The following is a 22,286-nucleotide window of genomic DNA, read 5'->3' as shown; positions in this document are numbered from 1 at the left end:
CGGGGTTCGGGGTTAGCGCTGTTTGCCGAGGGTCAGGGCGGTGACGGTGGTGCCGAACGCGGTGGACAGGGCGGCGATGACCGCGGCCCGGTCGTCTTCGGGGGCGCGGCCGGCGAGGTTGGCGACGGCGGCTGGCAGGCTGAGGGTCTTGCGGACTTTGCTGAAGCCGAGCAGCTCACGCAGCTGCGGCGCCCAGGTGACCTTCCCGGCGTCCAGGTCGGCGTTGATCGTCTGCGCCGCCGCGATCGCGGCGGCGGGGACGCCGAGGTGTTTGGCGAGGTCCCAGTCGGTGGTGACCTCGATGTGTACGTCGAACCTGGACGCGAGGGCTTCGGTGAGGATGGCGCCGTGGACGCCGGGGTTGTGCCCGGCGATGACGTAGAACCCGTCGACGGCCTCGACGCGTTCGTTGCGGTAGCCGGGGATGTGGATGACCCGCCGGCCGTCCATCGCCGGGTACAGCACCGCGAGGACCTTCGGCGGGATGAGGGTGGCGTCGTCGATGAGCAGCGCCCGCCCTTGGCGCATCGCCTGCACGAGCGGGCCGTAGACGAACTCGTACCCGCCGTCGGGCAGCGGGATGAAGTTGCCGAGGAAGTCCTCCACGACGGTGTCGCCGGTGCCGGTGATGGTGAGCAGGTCCGGGAAGCTGGCTTCGACCATGGCGGTCTTGCCGGTGCCGGGCGGCCCGTACAGCAGCACCGGGATCCGCTTGTCCCGCAGCCGGTGCAGCACGTCGACGTCGGTGGCGCCGGCGAGCCGGCGGGGGAAGTAGTGCTCGCCGTTGGGGCGGGTGACCGGGCCGCGCCGCCCAGGCCGGGCTCCCCCACCGCTGCCGGCGGGACGGGGTGCGGCGGGTGGCAGGGCGCCGGCGGCGTCGATGCCGGCCTGGGTGATGCGGAACCGGTGGTGCGGGTCGCGCTGGTGGGTGGCGTGACCGGCGGCGGTCATCTTCTTGAGCACCTCGGACACCGCCCCAGAGGACGGGACACCGAGGGCGGTCTTGATCGCGCCCGGCTGGTGGAACTCGTCGGGATGCTCGACCAGGTACAGGGCGACCTTGCGGTACAGGTATCCGGGCCGGTTGCCCGTAGGTTCGGTGCCCGGGTCGGCGGCGGAGGCGCCGCTGGGCGCGGTGGCCGCCGTCGGCGGCGTGGCCGGGCTCGGCGTTGGTGTGGTCATGTGGTGCCTCGATTCGCAGGTCGAGCCCGCGCACCCGTCTCCGGGTGCGCGGGCGGATGGATCCGCGCAGCGGAGACGGGTGCGGTCCTGCTTCGTCCTCCTCGGCCGGTCGGCCAAGGGGCGCGAGGGCGGGTGACCACACCCGGTGTTGCATCAGCAGGTGGCGCCCGGCCTGCCTGTGCGGCGGCCGGTGGTACAGGATCAATGCCGTCGAGCCGCCGCCCTGGCGTGACAACTGCCCGCGTGGATGACACCGAGGTGCGGCAGGCGCCGGTGCAGCAGTCGGGGGTGCGGGCACGCCAGGTTCGGGTGGCGGTTCAGTAGGTCAGGTTGGCCCAGGGGTGGGCGCCGGCCGGGCAGGTGCGGTCGTGCACGGTCAGGAGCGTGTCGGTGACCGGGTCGGTGTGCCGGGTCAGGCGCAGCACCAGCCACACTTCGGCGGGTCCGTCGCCGCCGATGACGGTGGTGAACGTGTCCGGGTGCGCGTCGCGCAGGGCGTCGTACGCCTCCCGTTCGCTGGTGGTCGTCCAGTTGCGGGTGGCGTCCCAGCGGGTGAAGTGCCCGAGGTCGAGGTAGCGCGGCCCGTACACCGACAGCACCCCGCCGGAGAACTGTGGGCCGAACGCCAGCAGCGGCAGCCCGGGGATGTCGCTGTGCCCGGACCGGACGGTGAGCGGGATCCGCCCTTCGAGGCGCCACCAGCCTTCGGGCATCCAGTCGCGTCCCTCGTCCAGGGTCCAGTCGTCGTCGATGCCGGTCATCGCCCAGCTCCGTCCGTCGGTCCACTGCGGTCGTCGGCACCGTGCGGGTCGGGCCAGCCGTTGGACGGTTCGGGCTGGGTTTCGGGCTGGGGCGGCCACGGCTTCGGCCGCGGCCGTGCACCGAAGATCGGGTCGGTGACGTCGGCGGAGCCGCAGATGGTGCAGGTGAGCACGGTGTCGAGGTCGTAGCCGGCCATCGACGGCAGCTCGTGGTAGCTGGTTTCGTTGACCGCGCCGCAGACGCCGCACTGCTCGCTGCTGCCGTCGGGTCCGTACCCGAACACGGCATCCGGTTCGGGGTCGGGTACGGCGGTGGCGGTCCACGGCAGCGCCGGGTGCGCCACGCAGCACCAGCCGTCGTCGGCGGCGGTGGCCGGGGTGCGGTCACCGATCTCGTCGACCAGCCAGGTGACGCCGTCCTCGACGACGGTGAAGACGGGGCAGCCGGTGGTGTGGCTGCAGCTGGTGTCGGCGATGATCCGGCGCAGCACGTCGGTGGCGAATCGGGCGGGTGCCCCACCGTGCAGCCGGTATCCGGGGCACGTCTGTCCCGGGTAGGTGCTCAGGCCGGCGGCGGTGAGGTGCGCGTCGCGCCACACCGCGGATGCGGGTGGCTGGCCGTCGCGGACGGGTTCGGTGGTGACCGCCCGCAGCCCGGCGGTGTCGAGGTCGACGGTGCACCAGCGGTGACCGTCGTGTGCGCCGCGGCGCAGCAGGTCCCGCAGTGGCGTCCCGGTCAGCGACGATCGGGTCTGCAGCGGCAACCGCAGCGGTCGGTCGGGTCCGAGCCGGACGGCGATGTCGGTGACCGCGTCACCGGTGGTGGTGAGGTCATCGGTGTGCAGGGCCCGCGTGGCGGGGGTGGCCGTGAACATCGGGATGCCGTTGCTGTCCAGCAGTGGCCTGGGGCCGTCGCGCAGGATCAGCGCGGGGTGTGCGGCGCGGGTGAGGGCGTGTTCGGCGTGCAGCACGGTGGCGTGCAGGTCGAACCAGAGACGTCGGTCCATGGTGTGGGTGTGCTCGCTTTCGGGTCGGCCGGCCTGGCTGCGCCCGCCCTGGGCGAGCAGCAGCCAGGCGCGGCGATGGTGGTCGGGAAGCAGCGGGCGCGGCAGTCGGCGGATCGCCGAGCGCGCGGAGGGCCGGGAGATCGGCCCGGGTCGGTGCTGTGGGGGCGGTTCAGACCCGGCGCGGGTCGGCTGCCGTCCGGGCGTCTGGTTCGTCGGCCAGGCCGCCGGGGATGGCCTCGTCGACGTCGTTGAGGTCGTGGTCGTCGACGAACTCGGCTTGGTCGAGCAGGTGCTCGACGAGGTTCCGTGCGGTGGTGAACGCGTCGTCGCCGTCGGTGGCGGCGACGCTGATGGTCAGTGCGACGGCGAGGTTCACCGTCCAGTACCGCCGCAGCGGCTCCAGCCCGAGCGCGGTGAGCAGGTCGTTGGTGACGTCGAGGTCGAAGTTGCCCGCGGCGACGCCGTCGCGCACGTTGTGCCGGATCTGCGCGACTGCGGCCTCGTGGGTGGCGAGTCGGGCCTCGGCCCGCTCGGCTCGCTGCCGGCAGGTGCACGACTGCGGGGTGTCCGTCGGAATGGCAGGCGCGGTGCCGGTTTCGGCCGGGTCCACCGGATCCTGACCGGTCATCGCTGGCCTCCGGCGGTGTGGGTGAAGGTGTAGATGGCGGCCGGGTTGGCCGGGTCGTCGGTGGACAGCACGGTGAGGGTGCCGGCGTGCGGGTCGATCAGGTAGACCCATTGCGCGGGCAGGTCGGCCAGTCGCGCCACCGGCAGCGTGGTGGGTGGCTGCGTCTCGGCGGCGCCGAGGATCATGCCGACGCCGGGAACCGGCGTGTCGCCGTCCAGGAAGGTGTCCTCTTCGGTCACGTCGGCGCCGAGGTAGGCCCAGGTGTGCGCCAGCAGCGCGGCGACGGTCGCGGTGCTGTCGCCGGCGAACGTGACCTGCGTGATGGCGACCAGCGTGGGCACCATGTACTCGGGGACGGCGTCGCTGTGCACGTAGCGGAGGTGCGCCACGGTCGGGTCGGTCGCGTCTCGGCGGCCGACGAATGCTCGGGTTCCCATTGCGGGACTCCTCCTTGTCTATGAACGTGGTTGGTGGTCGTTGCCGGCTACGCGGATTTCGCGACGCCGGCGGCTGCCGGGTTGACCCCGGGACCCGGCACCCCGGCGTCGGGGTTCCGATGGCCTTCGGGGTTCAGGCGGCCGGGTGCGGGCGGGCGCAGAACGCGGCGAGCTGCTCGGCGGTGAGCACCGGCACGGGCTGGTCGTGGGTCCAGCTGCCCGCGAGAGGCCGGGGCAGGGTGACGGTGCCGGCGTCCGGGTCGTGGCTGGTCGGGGTGACGAGCAGAGCGTGGCTGTCGGTGAGCAGCCACACGTGGTGGCCGGTGACACCGTCGGTCGGCGCGAGGATGCCGATGCCGCCGCCTGTACCGCCGCCGAGGCCACCGCTGAGGGCGCGCAGCGCCGCGGCGAGGACCGGCAGCGGGTAGCGGCGCAGGGTGGGGTGGCAGGCGTGCAGGCCCGCCTCGGTGACCCACTCCACGATCGGCGGGATGCCGTTGCGCAGGTGCCGCGGGTCGCTGCCGGGGACGCCTTCGCCGGCGAGGATCCACGGCAGCACGTGCGGGCCGAGAATGAACCGGCCGTCGCTGTCCGCGTCGATCGTGTGCTGCTGGCGGTGGCCGGTGCCGGCGAACCAGGTGACCGTCAGCCGCCCGCCGTCCAGGTGCAGCACCGGCAGCCCGGAGCCGGGCCGCCGCTGGGCGAACCAGGCGTCGGTGTCGGCGATGACGCCGGCGAGGGTGTCGGTGTCGAGCCGGGCGACGATGACGCCGCGGGCGTGCTCGACGGTGCAGATGTGGCCGTCCCAGGCGCTGGACCAGCCGTCCAGGGACACCCATGCCGGCCGCCACCGGTGCGGCCGGTGCGCGGTCGCGGCGTCGCCGGCGGCGGCGAAGGCCGCGGGGAGCGGTTCGGGGCGGGTGAGGCGCAGCGGGTGGTGGCTGTGCCGGGCCCAGCGGCCGTGCACGGTCGCCTCGTACACCACCACCGCGTCGTCACGCTCGTCGAGCAGATACAGCCACTGCGCCATACCGGCCTGCAGCGGCTGGCCGAGCCGGACCTGGAACGGTGCCGGCGGATCGGCGTAGATCAGCCCGAGCGGGGTGTGGGTGAGGACGCCGGCGAACCTCGCCTCGGCGGTAGGGCCGGTCGGCAGATCGAGGTCGAGCTGCAGCCAGCCGTGGGCCAGCAGCCGTTGGGTCATGAGCGTCGTCTCGCCGTCGAAGGCCACCGCGTGGACCCGGCGCAGGACAGGCAGCATCTGTTCCGGCGGGTAGCCGGCGGACACCTCCACGACGGTGGCGGAACGGCCGTCCGGGTGACAGCTGCCGAGCAGGCAGGATGTGGACATCAGCGGGTTCTCCTTGCGAGGTTCGCGCCGGTTGCTGCCGGCTGTGGCGTGGACAGAGTCGGGATGGTGCGGTTCACCGGCTGTGGCCGAGCTGGTTCAGGCGGCGCAGGGCTGTCAGCACTCGACTTGCGGCGATGTGCTGGCCGGTGCTGTCGCTGGTGGTGATGGCGGGCCGGGTTGCGTCGCGGCGGCGGATGAGCTGCCAGGCGTGCCCGGCGGTGTCGAGCGCGGCGACGGCGCGGACCTCGGTGCGCTGCGTGGCGGGGGCGGCTGCGAGGTCGCCGTGGCGGTAGCCGGGCCGGATCATGCCCTGCCATGCTTCGAAGCAGAACCCGAACCCGACCAGTCGCCGCCCGTCGTGGTGCAACCAGTCGCGCAGCCAGTCCCGCATCGCCGGTCCGGTGAGTTCGGCCGGCAGCCCGAGCAGCACGTCGACCGGGTGCAGGTTCACCGCCGGGTTGGTCGGGTGCGGGCGGTGCCAGGTCGCCGGTGCGACCAGACCGGCGTCGACCTCGACCACCAGATCCGCCGCAGTGTCCACAGTGGAGGTCAAGGTGGTGATCGAGGTGACGGTGCGGGTCGGGTACGGGCGCGGGTGGTGGAAGATGCCGATCAGGGCCGGTGGCTGGTCCCAGCCGTGCCGGTCGAGTCGAGCCTCCACGCGGGCCAGCGAGGCGGTGACGGCGGCGCGCAGACCTGGCGGATGCCCACCTCGAACCTCGACGTGGGCACCGCTGGTGTGGTGGTTGGTCAACGGGTACTCCTTCCTGCCGGCCGGGTGTGACAGCACCCGGACCGGCGACTCCAGTGGGTAGGGATGCAGGGCGGATCGAGCCGATCGTGTCGATCGACGCTTGCCGTGCCGCGTTTGGCCAAGTCGTCCTGGCGCTGTGACGCGAACGCTTGGCCGGTAAGGGATTGCAGGGCTCAGGCGCCGAGCGGGGCACCGACGGCGGCTTGCCACCAGACCGGGTCGACCGCGCTGGCGGGGCTGTGGTCATGGCTACCGTCGGTGGCGAGGTGCACTTCGTAGTGCAGGTGCGGGCCGGACGAGTGGCCGGACGTGCCGACGACACCGATGACCTGACCGACGGCGACGGGTTGACCTTCGGCGACCATCGGGCGGGTGAGCATGTGGCAGTAGCGGGTGACGATCCCGCCGGGATGTTCGATGTCGACGTACCAGCCGCAGCCGCGGGTGAGGTTCGGGTCGCCGTCGCGGTCGCAGCCCCAGTCCGAGGCGTCCCGGACGTCGGCGGCGTTGCACCGCACCCGGCTGACGGTGCCGGCGGAGGCGGCATGGATCGGGGTGCCGCGGGCGGCCATCAGGTCGACCCCGTCGTGGGTCGGCCGGTCCGCGGTGCGGAACCCGGAACCCGGGTTGGCTCTGACCGGCTGCGTCCAGCCTTCCGGACTGATGATGATGCCGCAGGCGGCGAGGCCGCCGGTCAGGCCGGTGAGGGTCTGCACGATGGTGACCGCGTCGGGTTCCCACTGCGCGTACGCGTCGGGCAGGCCGCTGATCTGTACGGCCTGGGCCGCCTCGGTCAGCGGCAGCGTCTGCCAGTGGGGGATCGTGACGAGCTTGTCGTAGAACTTCCCGGCCGCGTAGACGGTATCCATCAGTTGTTCGACGGTGCCCCAGCCTTGCGAGGGGCGTTGCTGGAACAGCCCGACCGAGTCCCGGTCGCCGTACTTGATGTTGCGCAGGCTGGATTCCTGCATGGCGGTGGCGACGGCGATCACCCAGGCGCGGGCCGGGAGCCGGCGGGCGACGCCGGTGGAGATGATGGTGGCGGCGTTGCCGACCTGAGTGGCGTCCCACCGGCCGATCGCCGGGAACGGTCCGCTCGGTGCCGATGGCGCCGGTTGGCCGACGGGCTGGCTGGTCGCGGGCTGGATCGGGGTGCAGCTGGCCGAGGCGCTGCCGCCGGTGAACACGACCCCGGTCAGCCCGGCGCAGACGAGCAGGACCGCGCAGACGAGCGCGGCGGCGAGGGCGAGTACCCGGCTGGTCATGACGGCCCCGTGACGGCCGGCGGTCCGCCGGTGCGCGGCCGGACGCGGGAACGGGTGCCGGTGCCCACATGGGCTTGCGGCCGGTTGTGGCCGGTGAGGTGGAGATTGCTGGCAGGGCGGTGCATCGAGGGCGGTCCTTTCGGTGACGGCACGGGTACGGGCGCAGGGCCGACAGACAGGCGCGGCGCAGCGTCCCGGCACGCGGTTGGCCGGCGGTTGTGGTCCGGCCGGTGCGCTCGGGAGGCGCCGCGCCGCGCGGCTTCGGGATTGAGGTGGCGGTTCAGGCGTCGAGAAGGTGACGGCTGAGGAGGCCGCCGTCGCCGGTGTGGACGGTGACGCTGTCTCCGGCGGGGTCGAGCAGGTACAGCCACGCCGTGTCGAGGAGGCCGAGGTGGGCCAGCGGCACGACGGTGACCGGGTCGCCGTCGGCGACACCGTCCGGTCCGGTCGCGGCGTGGGTGATCCCGACGCCTGCGATGACCCGCCGGCCGGTGCCGCGCTGCAGCGGACCGCCGGTGTCGTGACGGCCACGCGTGGAGGCGTCGGCGGCGGTCCGTGACGTCGTCGCAGCGGTAGGGACGGCCGGGTCGAGGTAGAGCCAGTCGTAGGCGAGCAGCCGCGTGGCGAGGCGGGTGCTGTCGCGGCCGGCGGCCGTGAAGAGCCGGCGCAGGACGGGCAGCATGACGCGCGGGTGACCGCCGGCATCAACGCCTCGGGCCCGCAGCAGGTCGGGCCGGTACGGGTCGCGCACCCCGATCAGGCAGTCGCTGTCGACGTAGTGGACCCGAACCGTACGCCGCGCCCCGGCAGAGCACCGGTCGCTGCGCAGGTCACCGGCCAGCGCAGCGGCGCTACCAACGGTGTCCTGCGGGGCGGGGTGGGCATGCCGCGGCGCCTGGCCGGGCGTGGCTGGCCTCGGTGCGACGACGCGCGGCAGCGCGCCGTACGGACCTGCGGTGCTGTCGACGGAAGGGCCTGACGCCTCCGTGGTGGGGCTGGTGGTGCGGTAGGTGGCCGGGCGGGTCGTGCGGTAGGTGGCGGGCGTTCGGGTCGCACTGTGGTCGTGGAACGACATGGACGACGTCCTCCTGCGGATCGGTACGTGACGGTCGATGGGTGGCGCGGGCACAGCGACGACCGCGCCACCGCCGGGGTGGCGGGTGGCGCGGTCGTCATAGGCGGTCCGGCTGGTCGCCGGGGTGTGTCAGACGGGGCCGTCGGCCCGCCGGTCAGCCGGCGGGGGTGGTCTCGCTGCTCGTGGGCGACCGGTCAACGCCGGCGTTGGCGAGGTGCCGCCAGACCCGGCCGTTCCAGTACTGCCAGGCCACGCCGCGCGGGTCGGGCCGGATGGAACGCAGCCGGGCCTGCAGGGCGTGGAACGCGCCCGGGGTGGCCGGGGCCGGGCTGACGCGCACGAGGTCGCAGATCGTGCCGGTGTCGTCGAGGAGCCGCACGACGGTGTCCCCGGCGGTGATCGCGTCGTCGGTGGCGTGGCCGAGCAGGGTCTCGAGGGTGAGGGCGTCCAGGACGGCGGCTTCGGTCATCGGTGCACCCCAGCAGCGGGCCGCCGCCACATATGCCTGCCACGCCTCGGGGTCGAACCGGTCGCTGGTCGCGGCGAGCACCGCCATCGGCGCCGCGCCATCGGGTGCGGCGGTGGATGCCGGGTCAGCGGGTGTGGCGCCGGCAGGTTCGGTGGCGGCGGACGCGGCGGCACCGACGACCGCGGCGACCGGTGCGCCGTCGTGGCACAGTTCACCGCTGTAGCCGCGTCCGACGCCGAGGGAGACCAGGACTGTCACCGTGTACGGCGCCGGGGCGAGCGTGGTGTACGGGGCGTGGGTGAGCAGGACCCACTCCTGGCTCGCGTCGGGATCGGGGAGTTCCCCGACGATGCGGGCGCAGTCGTAGGGGTCGACGGCCTCCCAGCACCAGGATCCGCCCATCACGACGTACCGTTCCCGGCTGTCGGGTGTGATCCGCTCGACCGCCTCGGGGTCGTCGTGCTGGACGGTGGAGTCCACGACGATGACGTCGCCGTCCCACCACATCCGCGCGTATGCCTCGCCGGTCTGCCGGTCCAGGTCCGGCTCGGGCACCCCGGCGGCGGCGAGGTCGGCGCGGTAGGCGTTGCGGACCTGCTGCTGGTCGGCGACGATCGCCTCCGCCACCGTCTTGGTGCAGGTGAACACGGCCCAGCCGTTCCACCGGTCGGTCAGGGTGCCGACGTAGCCGGCGGTCAGTGGGACCGGCGCGCCGGCGGCGGCGGCGTTCCAGTCGCCGGAGAACACTCCGACGCTGCCGAAGGTGACGTTGTCGGGGTGCAGGTGGGACAGGTCCCGGTCGTCGCCGGTCGGGTGCAGCCGGCGACGACACGCGGCGACGACCGTGTCGGTGACCGCCGTGGTGTACCCGTCGCGGTAGGCGTCCACGGCATGCCGCCCCTGCTCGCGGGTCAGGTGTGTGGCGTGGCCGTCCCCCGCGACCGCGTAGTACTGGGTGGTCGTGCTGTCGGACCGGTCGGCGTCGGCAGCCGGCAGGGTGTCCAGGACGGCGGGGTCCTCGTCGTCGATGCCGTCGAGGATCCGTCGGGCCGTCGCGGCGGTGTCGCCGCTGGCGCGCCCGCCGATCGTGTCCTGTAGCCACCACTCGGCGGCGGCCGTCCCGTCGGCGGTGCCGGCGGCATGCAGCGCGTCGAGGAGGTCCGTCCACGCGACGTCGTCGGCGGCAGGGCTGGCCGGCTCGGCGGGGAGGGCCGGGCTGGCGGGGAGGGCCGGGCTGGCGGGGAGGGCCGGGCTGGCGGGGAGGGCCGGGCTGGCGGGGAGGGCCGGGCTGGCGGGGAGGGCCGGGCTGGCGGGGAGGGCCGGGCTGGTGGTGGGGACGGCAGTGATGGCGTCGCCGTCGTCGAGCAGCATCGACAGGGTCGAGCCGTTGTCCCAGGCGACGTCGACGCGTCGCTGTTCGGCGTTGTAGCGGCGGACGGTGCCCTGGTCGCCGGGGCGTAGTTCGGTGTGCGGGTCGCTGGTGTGGACCAGCGCGACGCGCTGGCCTGATTCGTACTGCATTGGTTCCTCCACTGTGGATGGTTGGTGGCTGTTCGCCGCCGGGGACGGAAGGGGGGTTCGGCGGCCCGCGCCGGCATCGCCGACGCGGGGCACGGCGAAGCACCCGTACCGGTTGGTGCGTGGCGCGGGGCTGGTGCCGAGCTCGGGGTTTCGCCTTCGACAGGCAGTCGGTGCGGTGGCCCAGTCATGCGAGCGGTGGTGCCGCGACGGTTCGCCCGACGGTGGCGGCGGACTGCCCGGGCTGTGATCGCGGTGCGGTGTCGCCTCGGTCGGGCTTGGGCGGGCTTGGGCGGGCTTGGGCGGTCAGTGGGACTGGCTGTCGCCGTCGAGGTGCAGGCGTTGCCGTTCCAGGGTGATCAGGGTGCGTGCGGGGGCCTGCCAGCTGTCGTCGCCGGTCGGGGCGGGGGTCGTGCCGTCGGCGAGGGCGCGCAGGGCAGGAACGTGTGCGGCGTAGGCGCCGCCGATGGCCTCCAGGTCGGCGCAGGCGCGGGTGATGAGGTCGCGGACCTTCTTCGCCCACCGGCCGGGCTGGCCCCACTGGTCGCGGCGGCGGCCGTGCAGCGGCCCTTCGCACAGGTTGGAAGCAAGCCACGCCACGGGCGGGTGGACGCCGACGGCTTCGGCCAGCAGGGCGACCTTGTCGTAGTCCCAGGCGGTGCTCACGCCCTGCTGGCGGCGGAACCCGGCCGGTCTCGGGCGGGTCAGCAGGCTCCAGTACACGGGCCGGACCGCGGTGGAGGTGACCATGTCGTGCTCGTCGGTGAACCCGCCGGCGGTCAGCGCGTGCGGGAGCCGGTCGGTGAGCAGGTGCGCCAGTTCGCGGCGGCTGACCGGCACGGCCGGGTCGTCCGCGGCCGTCAGCCGGACCCGCCGCCGGTTGCCTGGCGTTGGCGGCGCGACCGGTTCGGGCAGGGCGCCGCCGTCGGCGAGGTCGGCCAGCAGCCCGAGCAGCAGACCGCCGAACTCGGTGAGCATGTGCTCGAAGCCGCGGCTGCGGTCGCTGTAGTCCGTGCTGGGGATGAAGCGGCCACCGCCGCGGTGCCTGACTCGGTGGGCCGCCTCGTGAAACAGGACCGACAGGGTCCGGTGCCGGTCGGCGAGGACATCGCGGTGGACGGCGACGTCGCCGGTGCCCGGGGTGTAGAACCCGTCCGCACACGGGGATTCCTCGCTGTTGCCGTAGACGCGTACCCGGTCGAGCGCGAACGGTCCGATCACCCGGTCGACCAGCGCCCGTGCGGCGCTCAGCAGGTCGCGTTCGGCTGTGGTGAGGTCCCGGTCCGGTACCCAGGTCGTCTTGTCGTGGTTGCGTTCGTAGTGCCGCTGCTGGCGCACGCGGGCGACCTCGACGCCGAGCAGGGCCATCAGGGTCTGCTCCTGGTAGCCGGGCAGTCCGCTGGCCGTGACCGGGGTGTAGTCCATGTCCTGCAGGTCCAGGACCGCCTCTTCCTGGCGGGTTCCGGCGTAGAACGCGTTGGCCGGCAGGTGTGCCCGCGCCCAGGCCCGCCACGCTGCGCGGGGTCGGGCGGCGGTGACGGCCGGGAAGAACTGCTCGGGTTCGCGCAGCTTCCCGCCGGCGAGCACGTGGGTGGCGAACCGGTCGACGACGGCCTGGTCGTCGCTGGCGGCGAGGATGGCGCGGACCGCGTCGCGGAGTGCGCCGGCCTCGATCACGGTCCGGTCGCGGTTCTGCAGACCCTTGTCGTCTAGCGGCAGGTCGTACGAGCCGAGCAGGCCCGGCATGGTGGAGACCAGCACGCCGCCGATCCACACCCGGCCTGGCGTGTCGGTGAGCACGCAGGTGCCCGGGTTCGTGGGTGGGTGGTAGCCGGGTTCGCTGAGCGCCCGGAACCGTCCGATCGCCTCCTCCGCCAGTTCCTGGGCGCAGGCGACGGTGAAGGCGGTGCCGCGAGTTCGGTCGTTGGCGCGCAGGTGGTAGACGAGGACTTCAGCGCCCTGCCCGGACAGGGACGGGATCAGCCCTTCGAGCAACCGGCGCCGCTCGACGGTCGGGGTGAACCCGTAGCCGACCGTCTCGCAGCGCACCGCGCCGATCTCGGGGCTGCGGGCCAGGACCAGGCAGGCGAGTTTCTTGCCTTCGCCGAACTGCCCGATCTGCTGCATGGTCTTGGTGGAGTGGCCGAGGATCATGCCCTCCTCCGGAATGCCCGGACCGTCGTCGGTGATGGTGAGGATCCCGTTGGCCCACCCGACCTTGGCGTCGCGGTCCTCGTCGAGGGCGTTGGCGATGAGTTCGCACAGCGCGCGGACCGGCGTCCACGACTTCACGTAGTCCGGGGAGATGGGGTAGGCGAGCGTGTCGGCAACGGCCGGATCGGACGCGGCCGCGCTGCCGTCGTGCTCGTACGGTTCGGTGTGCCGGTCAGGGCGGTCACCGTTGTCCATTCTGGTTCTCCTTCGTGTGCTCGGCGCCGGGGTAGCCGACGCGCAGGTGGGTGCCGTGCCGGCTCGGCCGCGATGCTGTGTGTGCCGCTGCCGTCGTCGGTGGTTGCGGTGGTGGCGGTCGACCCGCGTGTCAGTGGGCGAACGCGGCCTTCTGGCTGTCGCCGGCGTCCTGTGCGGCCGCCACCCGCGCGCCGACGGCATCGCGTCGCGTTGCCGGCGGGGCGGAACACGGTGGTACCGCCGGGTGGATCCGTGCCACCGGCCGTGTGGGCGCGGGCGGCGGCCTGTCGACCGATGGCGGCATGGGTCGCCGCCCGGCCCTGCGGGGCCTGGGAGCCCGGTGTCACGCAGAGCCCGGACGGCGACATCTCAGATCGACGCTCGACTTTCCGTGAAGGTCAAGTCGTCAGGCGGTGGAAGGGGTGGCTGTGGTTGCGGCGGCCGCTCGCCGGACGGCCGACGGTCGATGAGTCGTCTGGGGTTCGGCGACGCCCGTCAGGCGTCGGTGATTGCGGCCGGCTGGGGTTGCCGGCGTGTCAGCGGTGGTCGCGGCAGCGCTGTCCGGTGTCTTGACAGCGCGGCGCCGCGGCGGGGGTGCTGGTGGGCTGATAGCGGCTGACGCCGCAGCCATGGGTCTTGGCGTGGTACACGGCCTGGTCGGCGTCGCGCAGCAGGTCGCGGGGTGTGTCGCCGAGCCGGCTGGTGGTATAGCCGACGCTGGCTCGAGCGGTCACCCGCACGCCGCCGTCGAGGACTGCGGGTTCGGATGCGACAACGGCCGCCGCGTCCCAGGCGGCGACGCGGACCTCGTCCGGGCCACCGTCCACGAGGACGGCGAATTCGTCGCCGGAGAGCCGGGCGGCCAGCCGCACCGGCGTCGGTAGCCCGGTGAGGCGCTGCCCGACCACGGTGAGCAGGTCGTTGCCGGCCTCGTGGCCGTAGGTGTCGTTGACGGCCTTGAACTGGTCGAGGTCGAGCAGGATGAGCCCGAACGGCCGGCCGTCGACGATGGACCGGCGCAGGGCGGTGAGCAGGGCCCGTCGGTTGGGTAGGCCGGTGGTGTCATCGTGACTGGCTTGGTAGCGGGCGAGCTGCAGCGCGTGTCGCAGCCGCAGCAGCGGCACGGCCACCACGGCGATACCGGCGAGGACACCTCCGGCGGCGGTGAGCACGGACTCGAGAGCAGTGGACAATGGGGACGCTCCTGGTGTTGGGGAGCGCCGAGGGTGGGCGTGGTAGGTCCGACTTCCGACGCCCGCCCTCGGGCGATCCGATCCGGGCTCAGGTCAGGTGGATGCGGTGACCGACGTCGGCTCAGCGACCGTCGCCGCCGCAGCGGGACTGGCCGGGTTGGCCGGGTCGGCGAGCAGTTGGAAGCTGGTCGGCTTCTCCACCGCCAGGACGGCCTGACTGCGGGCGACGAGGCGCTGCGCGGCGAGGACGACCGCTCCCCCGCTGGCCTTCGGCAGGCCGGTCCCCTCCTCAGCGTTGTTGATCAGCTTGCACAGTTGGCCGACCTTGTAGACCCGCTCCGGATGGGCCTGCAGAATCCTGAGGATGCTGCGGTCCAAATCTCCCGCGGCCCGCCGCGCAGGACGCGGGCTGTCGCTCGATGCCGTCGCCGCCTCGCCGCCCGTGCCGCCCACGCTCGTGACGGTGTTGTTGTTCGATGTGCCAGGATTGGTGGCCGTTTCGGTGTCGCCTACCGCGAGGGCGTCTGGGCCATCGGCGGTGGCGGGCTGCGGGTCTGCGGCTGTCAGCTCGTCGGCGGTGCCCAATACGTCGTCCGCCGTGGACGTCAGGTCGTGTTCGTGCTCGGTGCCGTCGGCGTCGAGCGCGATGGTTGCCGAGTCGTCGGGGTCGCTCCTCTCACCACCGTCCGGGTCGGCGTCCTGCGTCGGCATGTCCGGTGCATCGGTGACTGCGGCGCCGGCCGCAAGTTCGGTGCGGGTGTGCTGGCCGACCTCCTGACCGGCGTGCCGTTCCAGGTCAGCAGGTGGTGGCGTCACCGCCGACGTGCTGGTCGCGGCTGCGCCGGCGGGTTCCGCGTCAGCGGCGTTTGCTTGGGCCGCGAGGACGACGGCCAGTGCCTGACCGTCGCCGGTCAACTTCCACACTGTTTGACGGTTGTCGGCCTTGGCGGATTCGGCGACCCCGGCGGCGTTGAGCTTGCGCAGCTTGGGGGTGACCGTGGGATAGGCGATGCCGAGGTGGGTGGCGAGGTTACCGGCGCTCTGCGGGCCGAGTTCGGCGAGTGCGAGGACGATCCGCTGCGATTTGTCGTCCAGCGGCGGTGTCCCGGCCGTGGTGGTCTCGCTGGTGGTCTCCGAGTTGACCACCATGGCGGTGTCGATGGTGTCGAAGGCGGTGCGTTCGGGCATGTCAGGCCCCTTTCTCCCTGCGCTGGCAGGGTTTCGTGGTGAGGCGTGCACTGATGCACGCTTGGTCGGCGCACCGAAAGCAAGTCGTTCGACTGACCTCGGCGGGTCGCCGGAGACAGCGATGACGGCCGGTCCACGCAGGCGCGGACCGGCCGGGGGCAAGGTGGGCGGGGGTTCAGCGGGACCCGGCACGCGGGTTTGTGCGCGGTGCGGCGGCGAAGGCGACCCGGACCGCGTGCGGGATGGCGCCGCGGCCTCGGTACTCGGGCAGGTCTTTGCGGTCCGAGTTGGTCGCCCACCAGGAACGCACGGCTTCCGCGTCGCCGGTAGCGGCGTAGCTGCGGGTGAGCGGGCGCTGCTGCTTGGGCAGGCGCCGGCCGGCGGCGACGAATGGGGCGAGGGCGCCGCGGAGCGTTGCCAGGTTGGCCTCGGACAGGTCGATCTCGTAGTCGACGCCTTCGAGGGCGAAGCGGTAGGTGCCGACGCCGTCGGTGCTTGCGTCAAGGTCGTCGGTGACGACGGTGCGGATCAGTTTCGCCATGGTGCTTGGCCTCCTTGGAGATAGGGATGCAGTGATGAGCACCGGTGCGTCGCTCGGCCCGCCGGGACACACGGTGAGTGCCGGCGGATGCGGTGAGCGGACGGGGCCGGTGGTGTGCCCGGCGAGTGGGTGCTGTCAGTCCGTGCACAGCCGGGTGTGCATGGGCAGGTCATCCGGTGCGGGGGCTTGCGGACGTGCGTGCGGCACATCGGGGTGGACCGCCCGATGTGCTGGCGTGTTTCCGCAGCGGCCGTGCAGGCGGCCTGGGGTGGAGCCGGTCGGGCAGCACAGGCGTTGCGTCCCCTGGGTACAGGGATGCGGTGCGTGGCTGGCCCGACCGGTTCTGGTTGTGGTGTCAGACGGCGACGGCAAGCAGTTGCTGCTCCTCGTCGTTGTAGGCGAGGTAGGTGTTCGCCTGCTTGAGGCAGGTCACCGGTTCGGTCGGTTCGTACTGGTGGAGTCAGGACACCCGCCGCAGCATCGGCAGGCTGCTGCTGTTGCTGCCGTAGGGCAGCGGTTGCGTCGAAAGGCGTGGCCGTCCGCCCAGGGTCGCGAGGTGCGGGCCGGTTGGTGTGGCGACGCTGCGGATACGGCGGCGGCCGACGCCCAGATGGAGTGTGGCCGGGTTGAGCACGGCCAGTTGCATTCCTGCGGCGAGACCCCGGTACAGGTCATCGATCAGCGACGGCCCATCCGGGTTCAGGAGTGGCAGTACTGCGGCGTGACTGCGGTCCGGGGGGCGTACGGCCGGTGTGGTGAGCGCGGCGTGCGATTGCGCAGAGACGTCGGCTGGGCTGCGGGATTGCAGGTGGTGCCGCATGAATCCGTTGCCGTGGAGGTGTACCTGTCCTCCTTCTCGGAAGTACCACAGCGCGGGGCGGGCGGCGACGTCGGTGGCGGCCTCCTGCTCAGTCCTCAGGTTGTAGTCGGCGAGGACGGCGAACCGGGCGTGCTCGAGCACTGCCTCGAGCTCGAAGTACAGGTGTACGGGCATGGCTACTCCCTCGTTTGTTCTGTCGTTTGTGCGGATCCGGCCGGCGGCACCGCTGGCCTGTGCCGGCCGAGGTGGTAGGCCGGTCGGGCAGTGCACGCGTTGCGTCCCCCGGATGCAGGGATGCGGTGCGTGGCTGGCCCGACCGGTTCCGGTTGTGGTGTCAGACGGCGACGGCGAGCAGCCGCTGGTCGGCGTCGATGCAGCCGAAGTAGCGGTTGGTCTGCTCCAGGAACGTCACCCGGTCGGCGAAGGCGTCGCTCGCGGGAGCGAAGCGGTGTCCCTCGGCGGTGAGCACGGTGTCACCGGCCAGCGCAGTGGAGGCGCTGTAGTGCTGGTACGCGATGCAGCCGGCTTGGAACATCTCCAGCTCGCGCAGGTTGAGACGACCGGCGCCGTAGGTGACGGCGTTGTGCATCCGGATCGCGTTGACGCGCGGCTGCGCGTTGTACGCCGCGATCGCGGCGTCGCGCGGGAGCTTGTCGGGGTCGGCGAGGTGCCGGACCAGGAACTGGGTCCACGGGGTGGCAGGGCGGGTGCCGTGCACGACCCGTGACCACAGCTGGTAGCGGACTGCTGCGCCGACACCGACGGCGTGGCGCATGCCGTCGAGGTTGAGCAGCCGGGCGGGTCCTCCGGCGCAGTAGACAGGGTGACCCTTGCGGGGGTCGACCAGCTGGCTGCGCTGCCACACCCACATGCTGGGGATGGCCCAGAAGCGGTGGGTGAGGGTGCCCTGCACGTTGAAGTGCTGGTCGAGCGCGCGGTTGGTGAGCGCCTCACCGGGCAGCTCGTCCGGCACAGCGACGATCATGATGCGGACCGTCGGGGTCAGCGTCGCAGCGCGATTGGCGCCGTGGTTCGTGCTCGTCGATGACGTCGTGGACGTGGTGCGGTGCTTCTTGGACATGAGGGGCCTCCTGCAGGGTTTTGGGCGCCGTGCGGGCGCGCAGCAAGGACCGGCCCACCGGGTTCGTGGGTCGGGTGCTGGAACGGGTGCTGGGGGTTGGCTGGCGCTTGAGTGCGGCGCCTGGCGTGGGCTGGGGAGGTGCTGGGGTTGTGCTGGTTGGCTGGTGCGACCTGAGGGTCGCCGCGCGGGTGCGGGTACCGACCGGCCCGAGGGCGGGTGGGTGGCGGGCACCTGGTGGTGCGGCGGGTGGCCCGAGGTGGGACCGAACCGGGTGGAGAAATATATGAGGTGGGATGTAGTGCCGTGAACGGTAGCGGCCGTCGCTCACAGACCTGGCCGTCGCGCTGGTCGACGGAAAGCGGTCATGACCTGCGCTGTGAGCGGTTGTGCGGTGCGGGCCGCGTCGTGCGTGGTGTCGTGGTGAGACGGCACCACGCTCACAAACGATCTTGCACCGGGACAGTCACCGCAGTGGCTGTGTACCGGCCGGTGGCAGCGCGGCGTTGACCTGCGCGGTGAGCGGGTACGGCGCCAAGGCGGTTGGATGACCGCAGGGGTGGGCGCCGCAGCGCCGGTCCGTCGTCGCTGGAGTCGTCGCTGTTCAGTCGTCGTAGTGGCCGGGGTTGGTGCCGGAGCGCGGGCCGTGGTCGGACGGTAGTTCGTGCAGCCGCCGGCGGCGTCCGGGGCTCGCCGGCAGGTCGGTGGCGAGGGTCCATACCCGCCCGGCTGGGTCGGGGCCGTGCACGGCGGTGGCGACGGGCATCGGGGTGTGCACCCCGGCGAGCAGCCGCAGGATGTTGGCTTCCCGCTGCGGGGTGGGCAGCCACAGCAGCACCGGGTAGCGGGGCCCGAACTCGGTGAGCCGGGCGTAGGCGCGCAGCTTCGCCACCACGCGCGGCAGGTCCTCGGTGCCGCGGTCGTGCTCGAGGAAGAACCCGACGGTGTGCTCGTGGGCGTGCCAGATGCCGTGCCCGTCGGGGCGGATGCCGGACTGGGCGTAGACGTCGGTGGCGTGCTGCTCGGACCACCACCGCACCAGCTGCGCTCCGGCGGTGTTGGGTAGGCGGGTGGCGGCGATCAGGTCGATGAAGAACTGGTTGACGCCGAGCAGGTGCGTTGCGGTGGCGCTGGCAGCGATGCGCCGGGCCCGTTCCAGGGAGGTGCGTGGCGTCTTCGCGTGGCGGCCGTCCGGGTCGTGGTAGGCGTCCGGGTGCAGCTGCAAGCCGACCGGGCCGAGCGTGTACAAATACGGCACGGCGGTGTTCGCGGCGTTGGGGTAGGCGAAGCGGTGCACCGCGCCGAGCCGGTGCAGCACGGTCAGGCGCCGCTGCGCGATGCGGCGGCTGTCGAAGAACGCCGCCGCGATCTGTGTGCTCGACAGCAGGTAGTGCTCGGCGAGCAGCGCGAGCAGGGCACGGTCGCGCGGCACGATGCGCCGGAACACGGCGAGCGGATCAGCACGCCCGGCACGGGCATCGGCGCGCACGTCGTCGGCCCCGCCGGGTCGGTCTGACCCGGCGGGGCCGGCAGCGTTGGAGCGACCGGGACCGGGAGGGGATCCGGACGAGGCGGGACGAGGAGCAGCGGGGCGGAGCGAAGCGGATTCGAGTGACATGGGTACTGAGCTCCCGGGCGGGAAGGGATCCCTCGTTTGCGAGGGTGTCTGGCGGGCAGGGGCGGCCGGGCCGGGCGCTGTCAGGCGCACGTACTGCACTGACAGCGCAGGTCAGGCATGCGATGGCGGGGTCGTGGCGGAGCGTGTGACCGTCCCCCACCGCGACCGGGTGGACGACCACCTCGGCGGCATCGCTGACAGCGGGGGCGCGTCCATCCGCTGCCGGCGTGGCCGGGGAGGCGGTGCGGCGCCGGACGGCGGCAGGTGCCCGGTGCGGGCGGGGGCGGTTCAGGGTCTGGGCTGCCGCGGCCGGTCTCGGCGGCTGTCGGTGGGCTTTCCGTCGGGTTGCCGGGGCTGGGACAGCCGCTCGACGAGCGCGTCGATGGCGCTGGTGTCCTGTTCGGGCACCGCTGTGGCGGCGGTCTGCCGGATGGCGAGGGCTTCGCCGATGGCGGGCTTGGGCGGCCGTGTGCGCATCGTGAACGCGGGGGTCTGCCGGCCGTTGACGACGAGGCGGGCGGCGGCGGTGTACGCGTCGAGGTGGGCCAGGTCGTGCTCGTCGAGTTCGGGCAGGGTGTGCCGGCCGAGGACCCGGGCGTCCTCCGGCGCCACCGTGAAGTAGATCTTGTTTCTGGCGTTGGACGACGCGGCGGCGAGGAGGTCTTTCGGGAACTGGGCGAGGTCCTGGTGGGCCAGGACCAACGAAAGCCGGTACTTGCGGGCTTCGGCAAGCATCGTGTCGAGGCTGTTGGCGAGGGTGAGGAAGTTCTGCGCCTCGTCGATGATGAGTGTGGCGTCGCGGCGCCTGTCAGGCGCGACGGTGGCGCGGGCGGTGGCGGCCTGCCATACCTGGGCCAGGACGAGGGATCCGAGGAGTCGGGTGGTGTCCTCGCCCAGCTGCCCTTTCGGGATGCGCACGAGCAGCGCGCCGCCGTTGAGCACCTTGCCCATGTCGAAGCTCGACTTCGGGAACCGCATGGTCTTCTTCACGAAGTCGCGCAGCAGGAATGCTCTGAGGCGGGCGAGGACGGGGCCGATGACCTGGGAGCGCAGCGCCGGGTTGAGTTCGTCGTACCACTGCCAGAACCCGGACAGCCCGGCCGGGTCGTCGAGGTCGACGGTCATCGCCGACCGGAACTTCGCCGAGTTCAGCAGGGGCGGGATGTGCTGCAGGGTCACGTTCGCGTGCCGGAGCAGGGTCAGGCAGGCGACGCGCATGACGTCGTCCATGCGGGGCCCCCACGCCTTGGCGAAGATGTTGCTGAAGATGCTGACCAGGTTGTCGACGACGAGGTCCGGGTCATCGCCCTGGAGGGGGTTGAGGCACGGCGGGTTGGGCTGGTCGGGGTCGTAGATGACGAGGCGGTCGGCGACGGAAGTGGGGAGCCGGTCGAGGATGTCGGTGATCATGTCGCCGTGCGGGTCGATGACGACGGTGCCGCGGCCGGCTTTGATCTCATCCACGGCCATGTTGACCAGCAGGGTGGTCTTGCCGGAGCCGGTGGAGCCGACGACGTGCAGATGGTAGCGGCTGTCCGGCACGGACAGGCCGACGCTGTGGCCGCCGACCTCGGCGTCGCCGAGGACCTTGATTCCGCGGCCGCCGCCGGGCACCGCGACCGGCGCCGGCATCGGTTTGGCGTGTGCGCGGTCGAGGCCGGGTACGGCGAGGTCGCGGGGCAGCGCGGCGAGGACGGCGAGCTCGTCGGTGTTGACGAGGAACCCGGCGCCGAGCCGCCGACCGGCCAGGACCGTCACCGGTTGCGACATGCCGGCCCGGTGGGTGAGGCGGTTGCGGGCGGCGTACATGGCGAACGAGCTCGCGACCGCGTCGGCGATCCCTCGCAGCCGGTCCTGCGGTGAGGCTCTGCCGCGTTCGCTGGTGCTGGCGAGGCCGTAGCGGATACCGACGGTCCACAGCGGCGTAGCGGTCTTGTCCAGGATCGCGCGGACGTCACGGTCGACGCCGGGGTCCCGGCGGCTGGCCTGGTTCGCGGTGCTGCCGCGCCGGGCGGACGTCCCAGCCTGGAACGCTTCGAGCAGCCACAGCAAGGGCGCGGCCGGGTTGAGCGCGGGGACGGCGGTCTTGCCGTCGCGCAGCCTCCCGGCGGCCCGTCTGGCTCTCGCCGTGCGCCGCGGCGGCGCTGGCCGGGTGAGGATCTGCACGCAGGCGTGCTCGCCGGGGCGCAGTTGCGCGCCGGCGGCCATGAGCGCGCGGAGCGGGTCGGCGTCGAAGTCGGTGTTGTACGGCAGCCATTCGGCGGCCTGGGGCAGCAGGTGCCCGCCGGTTGCCGGGCCCGCGGCGAGGGGGATGGGCGGTGCGGCGTTCGGGTCGGTGGTGGTGGCGGCGCCGGGCCAGGCGGCGCGGATCGCGGCTTCGACGGCGCCGGGCGGGACGGTGCCGGGAACCCACACCGTGATCCGCAGTTGCCGGCCGGTCCACGTGTACTGCCACACCACGTGCGGCGACCCGTACAGCAGCCGCCGCTTGCGGGACGGGGTGAGTACGCCGTGCAGGTTCGCCCACAGCGCCGCCGCCGCGTGTTCGTCGACCTCCGGCGGTGGGGCGATGGTGACCATTCGGGCGCCGGCGGCGTGACGGGTGTGCCGCCACCCGGCTAGGAGGTTCCGTCCGGCCACCCAGGCGACGAGGACGGCGATGGCGATGGCGGGCAGCCACGGCCGTGCGGCGGCCCAGTGCATGGCGTTGAGCAGCCACGCCGCCACCGGTGCAGGAGGTGAAACGAAACCAGCGCCCGGCCCGGAAGGGCTGGACGCCGGTGACGGCGGAGCGAGGAACAGCAGGTCGGGTGGCGGATGGCCGGGTGGTGCCAGTGCGTGGGCCGCCGACGCGACGGCGGGGAGGGTGCTCACAGCGGGTCCTCCTCGTCGTCAAGGTCCTCCAGGTCGAGCAGGTCCGCGGGTTTCGTTACCTGAACTGCACGAAGTTCCTTTGAACTCGTGGTTGGTTCCGTTGTCGTTGCTGCTGGCC

At 72.7% G+C, this 22,286-nt stretch carries 18 protein-coding genes; all 18 read right to left on the bottom strand.

Features of this window, described 5'->3' with window-relative positions:
- Positions 1-12: 12 nt before the first annotated feature.
- Positions 13-1,182 (bottom strand): AAA family ATPase, encoded by a 1,170-nt coding sequence (locus ACFPIJ_RS42205; RefSeq protein WP_380124312.1) that lies wholly within the window; start codon positions 1,180-1,182, stop codon positions 13-15.
- Positions 1,183-1,499: 317 nt separating this feature from the next.
- Positions 1,500-1,943, bottom strand: a complete 444-nt coding sequence (locus ACFPIJ_RS42200) for a hypothetical protein (protein WP_380124311.1) — start codon at positions 1,941-1,943, stop codon at positions 1,500-1,502.
- The gene (locus tag ACFPIJ_RS42195) at positions 1,940-2,950 is read right to left on the bottom strand and encodes a hypothetical protein (protein WP_380124310.1); all 1,011 of its coding nucleotides are present in this window, start codon (positions 2,948-2,950) and stop codon (positions 1,940-1,942) included. The genes ACFPIJ_RS42200 and ACFPIJ_RS42195 overlap by 4 nt, the downstream gene beginning before the upstream one ends.
- Positions 2,951-3,119: 169 nt before the next feature.
- Positions 3,120-3,578, bottom strand: a complete 459-nt coding sequence (locus tag ACFPIJ_RS42190) for a hypothetical protein (RefSeq protein ID WP_380124309.1) — start codon at positions 3,576-3,578, stop codon at positions 3,120-3,122.
- Positions 3,575-4,015, bottom strand: a complete 441-nt coding sequence (locus tag ACFPIJ_RS42185) for a hypothetical protein (protein ID WP_380124308.1) — start codon at positions 4,013-4,015, stop codon at positions 3,575-3,577. The genes ACFPIJ_RS42190 and ACFPIJ_RS42185 overlap by 4 nt, the downstream gene beginning before the upstream one ends.
- A gap of 133 nt (positions 4,016-4,148) precedes the next feature.
- Positions 4,149-5,366 (bottom strand): hypothetical protein, encoded by a 1,218-nt coding sequence (locus ACFPIJ_RS42180; RefSeq protein WP_380124305.1) that lies wholly within the window; start codon positions 5,364-5,366, stop codon positions 4,149-4,151.
- Positions 5,367-5,439: 73 nt separating this feature from the next.
- A complete protein-coding gene (locus ACFPIJ_RS42175; protein WP_380124303.1) occupies positions 5,440-6,120 on the bottom strand; it encodes a hypothetical protein in 681 nt (226 codons plus the stop codon).
- Positions 6,121-6,293: 173 nt separating this feature from the next.
- On the bottom strand, positions 6,294-7,385 hold the full coding sequence (locus ACFPIJ_RS42170; protein ID WP_380124301.1) for a M23 family metallopeptidase: 1,092 nt from the start codon (positions 7,383-7,385) through the stop codon (positions 6,294-6,296).
- Between the two features lie 280 nt (positions 7,386-7,665).
- Positions 7,666-8,460: a hypothetical protein gene (locus ACFPIJ_RS42165; RefSeq protein WP_380124298.1), complete on the bottom strand. Its 795-nt coding sequence runs from the start codon at positions 8,458-8,460 to the stop codon at positions 7,666-7,668.
- Between the two features lie 154 nt (positions 8,461-8,614).
- On the bottom strand, positions 8,615-10,450 hold the full coding sequence (locus ACFPIJ_RS42160) for a DUF4314 domain-containing protein (RefSeq protein WP_380124296.1): 1,836 nt from the start codon (positions 10,448-10,450) through the stop codon (positions 8,615-8,617).
- A gap of 303 nt (positions 10,451-10,753) precedes the next feature.
- Complete coding sequence (locus ACFPIJ_RS42155) at positions 10,754-12,856, bottom strand: ATP-binding protein (RefSeq protein WP_380124294.1); 2,103 nt, start codon at positions 12,854-12,856, stop codon at positions 10,754-10,756.
- 536 nt (positions 12,857-13,392) lie between these two features.
- Positions 13,393-14,049: a GGDEF domain-containing protein gene (locus ACFPIJ_RS42150; RefSeq protein ID WP_380124291.1), complete on the bottom strand. Its 657-nt coding sequence runs from the start codon at positions 14,047-14,049 to the stop codon at positions 13,393-13,395.
- Between the two features lie 93 nt (positions 14,050-14,142).
- Positions 14,143-15,237: a winged helix-turn-helix domain-containing protein gene (locus ACFPIJ_RS42145; protein WP_380124289.1), complete on the bottom strand. Its 1,095-nt coding sequence runs from the start codon at positions 15,235-15,237 to the stop codon at positions 14,143-14,145.
- A 175-nt stretch (positions 15,238-15,412) separates the two neighbouring features.
- Positions 15,413-15,778 carry a histone-like nucleoid-structuring protein Lsr2 gene (locus ACFPIJ_RS42140; RefSeq protein WP_380124287.1) on the bottom strand — a complete coding sequence of 122 codons (366 nt, stop codon included), beginning with the start codon at positions 15,776-15,778 and terminating at the stop codon, positions 15,413-15,415.
- Between the two features lie 460 nt (positions 15,779-16,238).
- Positions 16,239-16,772 carry a hypothetical protein gene (locus tag ACFPIJ_RS42135; protein ID WP_380124285.1) on the bottom strand — a complete coding sequence of 178 codons (534 nt, stop codon included), beginning with the start codon at positions 16,770-16,772 and terminating at the stop codon, positions 16,239-16,241.
- A 160-nt stretch (positions 16,773-16,932) separates the two neighbouring features.
- The gene (locus tag ACFPIJ_RS42130) at positions 16,933-17,679 is read right to left on the bottom strand and encodes a hypothetical protein (RefSeq protein WP_380124283.1); all 747 of its coding nucleotides are present in this window, start codon (positions 17,677-17,679) and stop codon (positions 16,933-16,935) included.
- 601 nt (positions 17,680-18,280) lie between these two features.
- Positions 18,281-19,165 carry a replication-relaxation family protein gene (locus ACFPIJ_RS42125; protein ID WP_380124281.1) on the bottom strand — a complete coding sequence of 295 codons (885 nt, stop codon included), beginning with the start codon at positions 19,163-19,165 and terminating at the stop codon, positions 18,281-18,283.
- A gap of 417 nt (positions 19,166-19,582) precedes the next feature.
- Positions 19,583-21,997 carry a type IV secretory system conjugative DNA transfer family protein gene (locus tag ACFPIJ_RS42120; protein ID WP_380124347.1) on the bottom strand — a complete coding sequence of 805 codons (2,415 nt, stop codon included), beginning with the start codon at positions 21,995-21,997 and terminating at the stop codon, positions 19,583-19,585.
- Between the last annotated feature and the right edge of the window lie 289 nt (positions 21,998-22,286).

The organism is Dactylosporangium cerinum (genome assembly GCF_042653625.1).
Classification (GTDB): domain Bacteria; phylum Actinomycetota; class Actinomycetes; order Mycobacteriales; family Micromonosporaceae; genus Dactylosporangium; species Dactylosporangium cerinum.
Note: the sequence above shows the minus strand (reverse complement) of the source record. Positions and strands in the feature narration are given on the sequence as shown.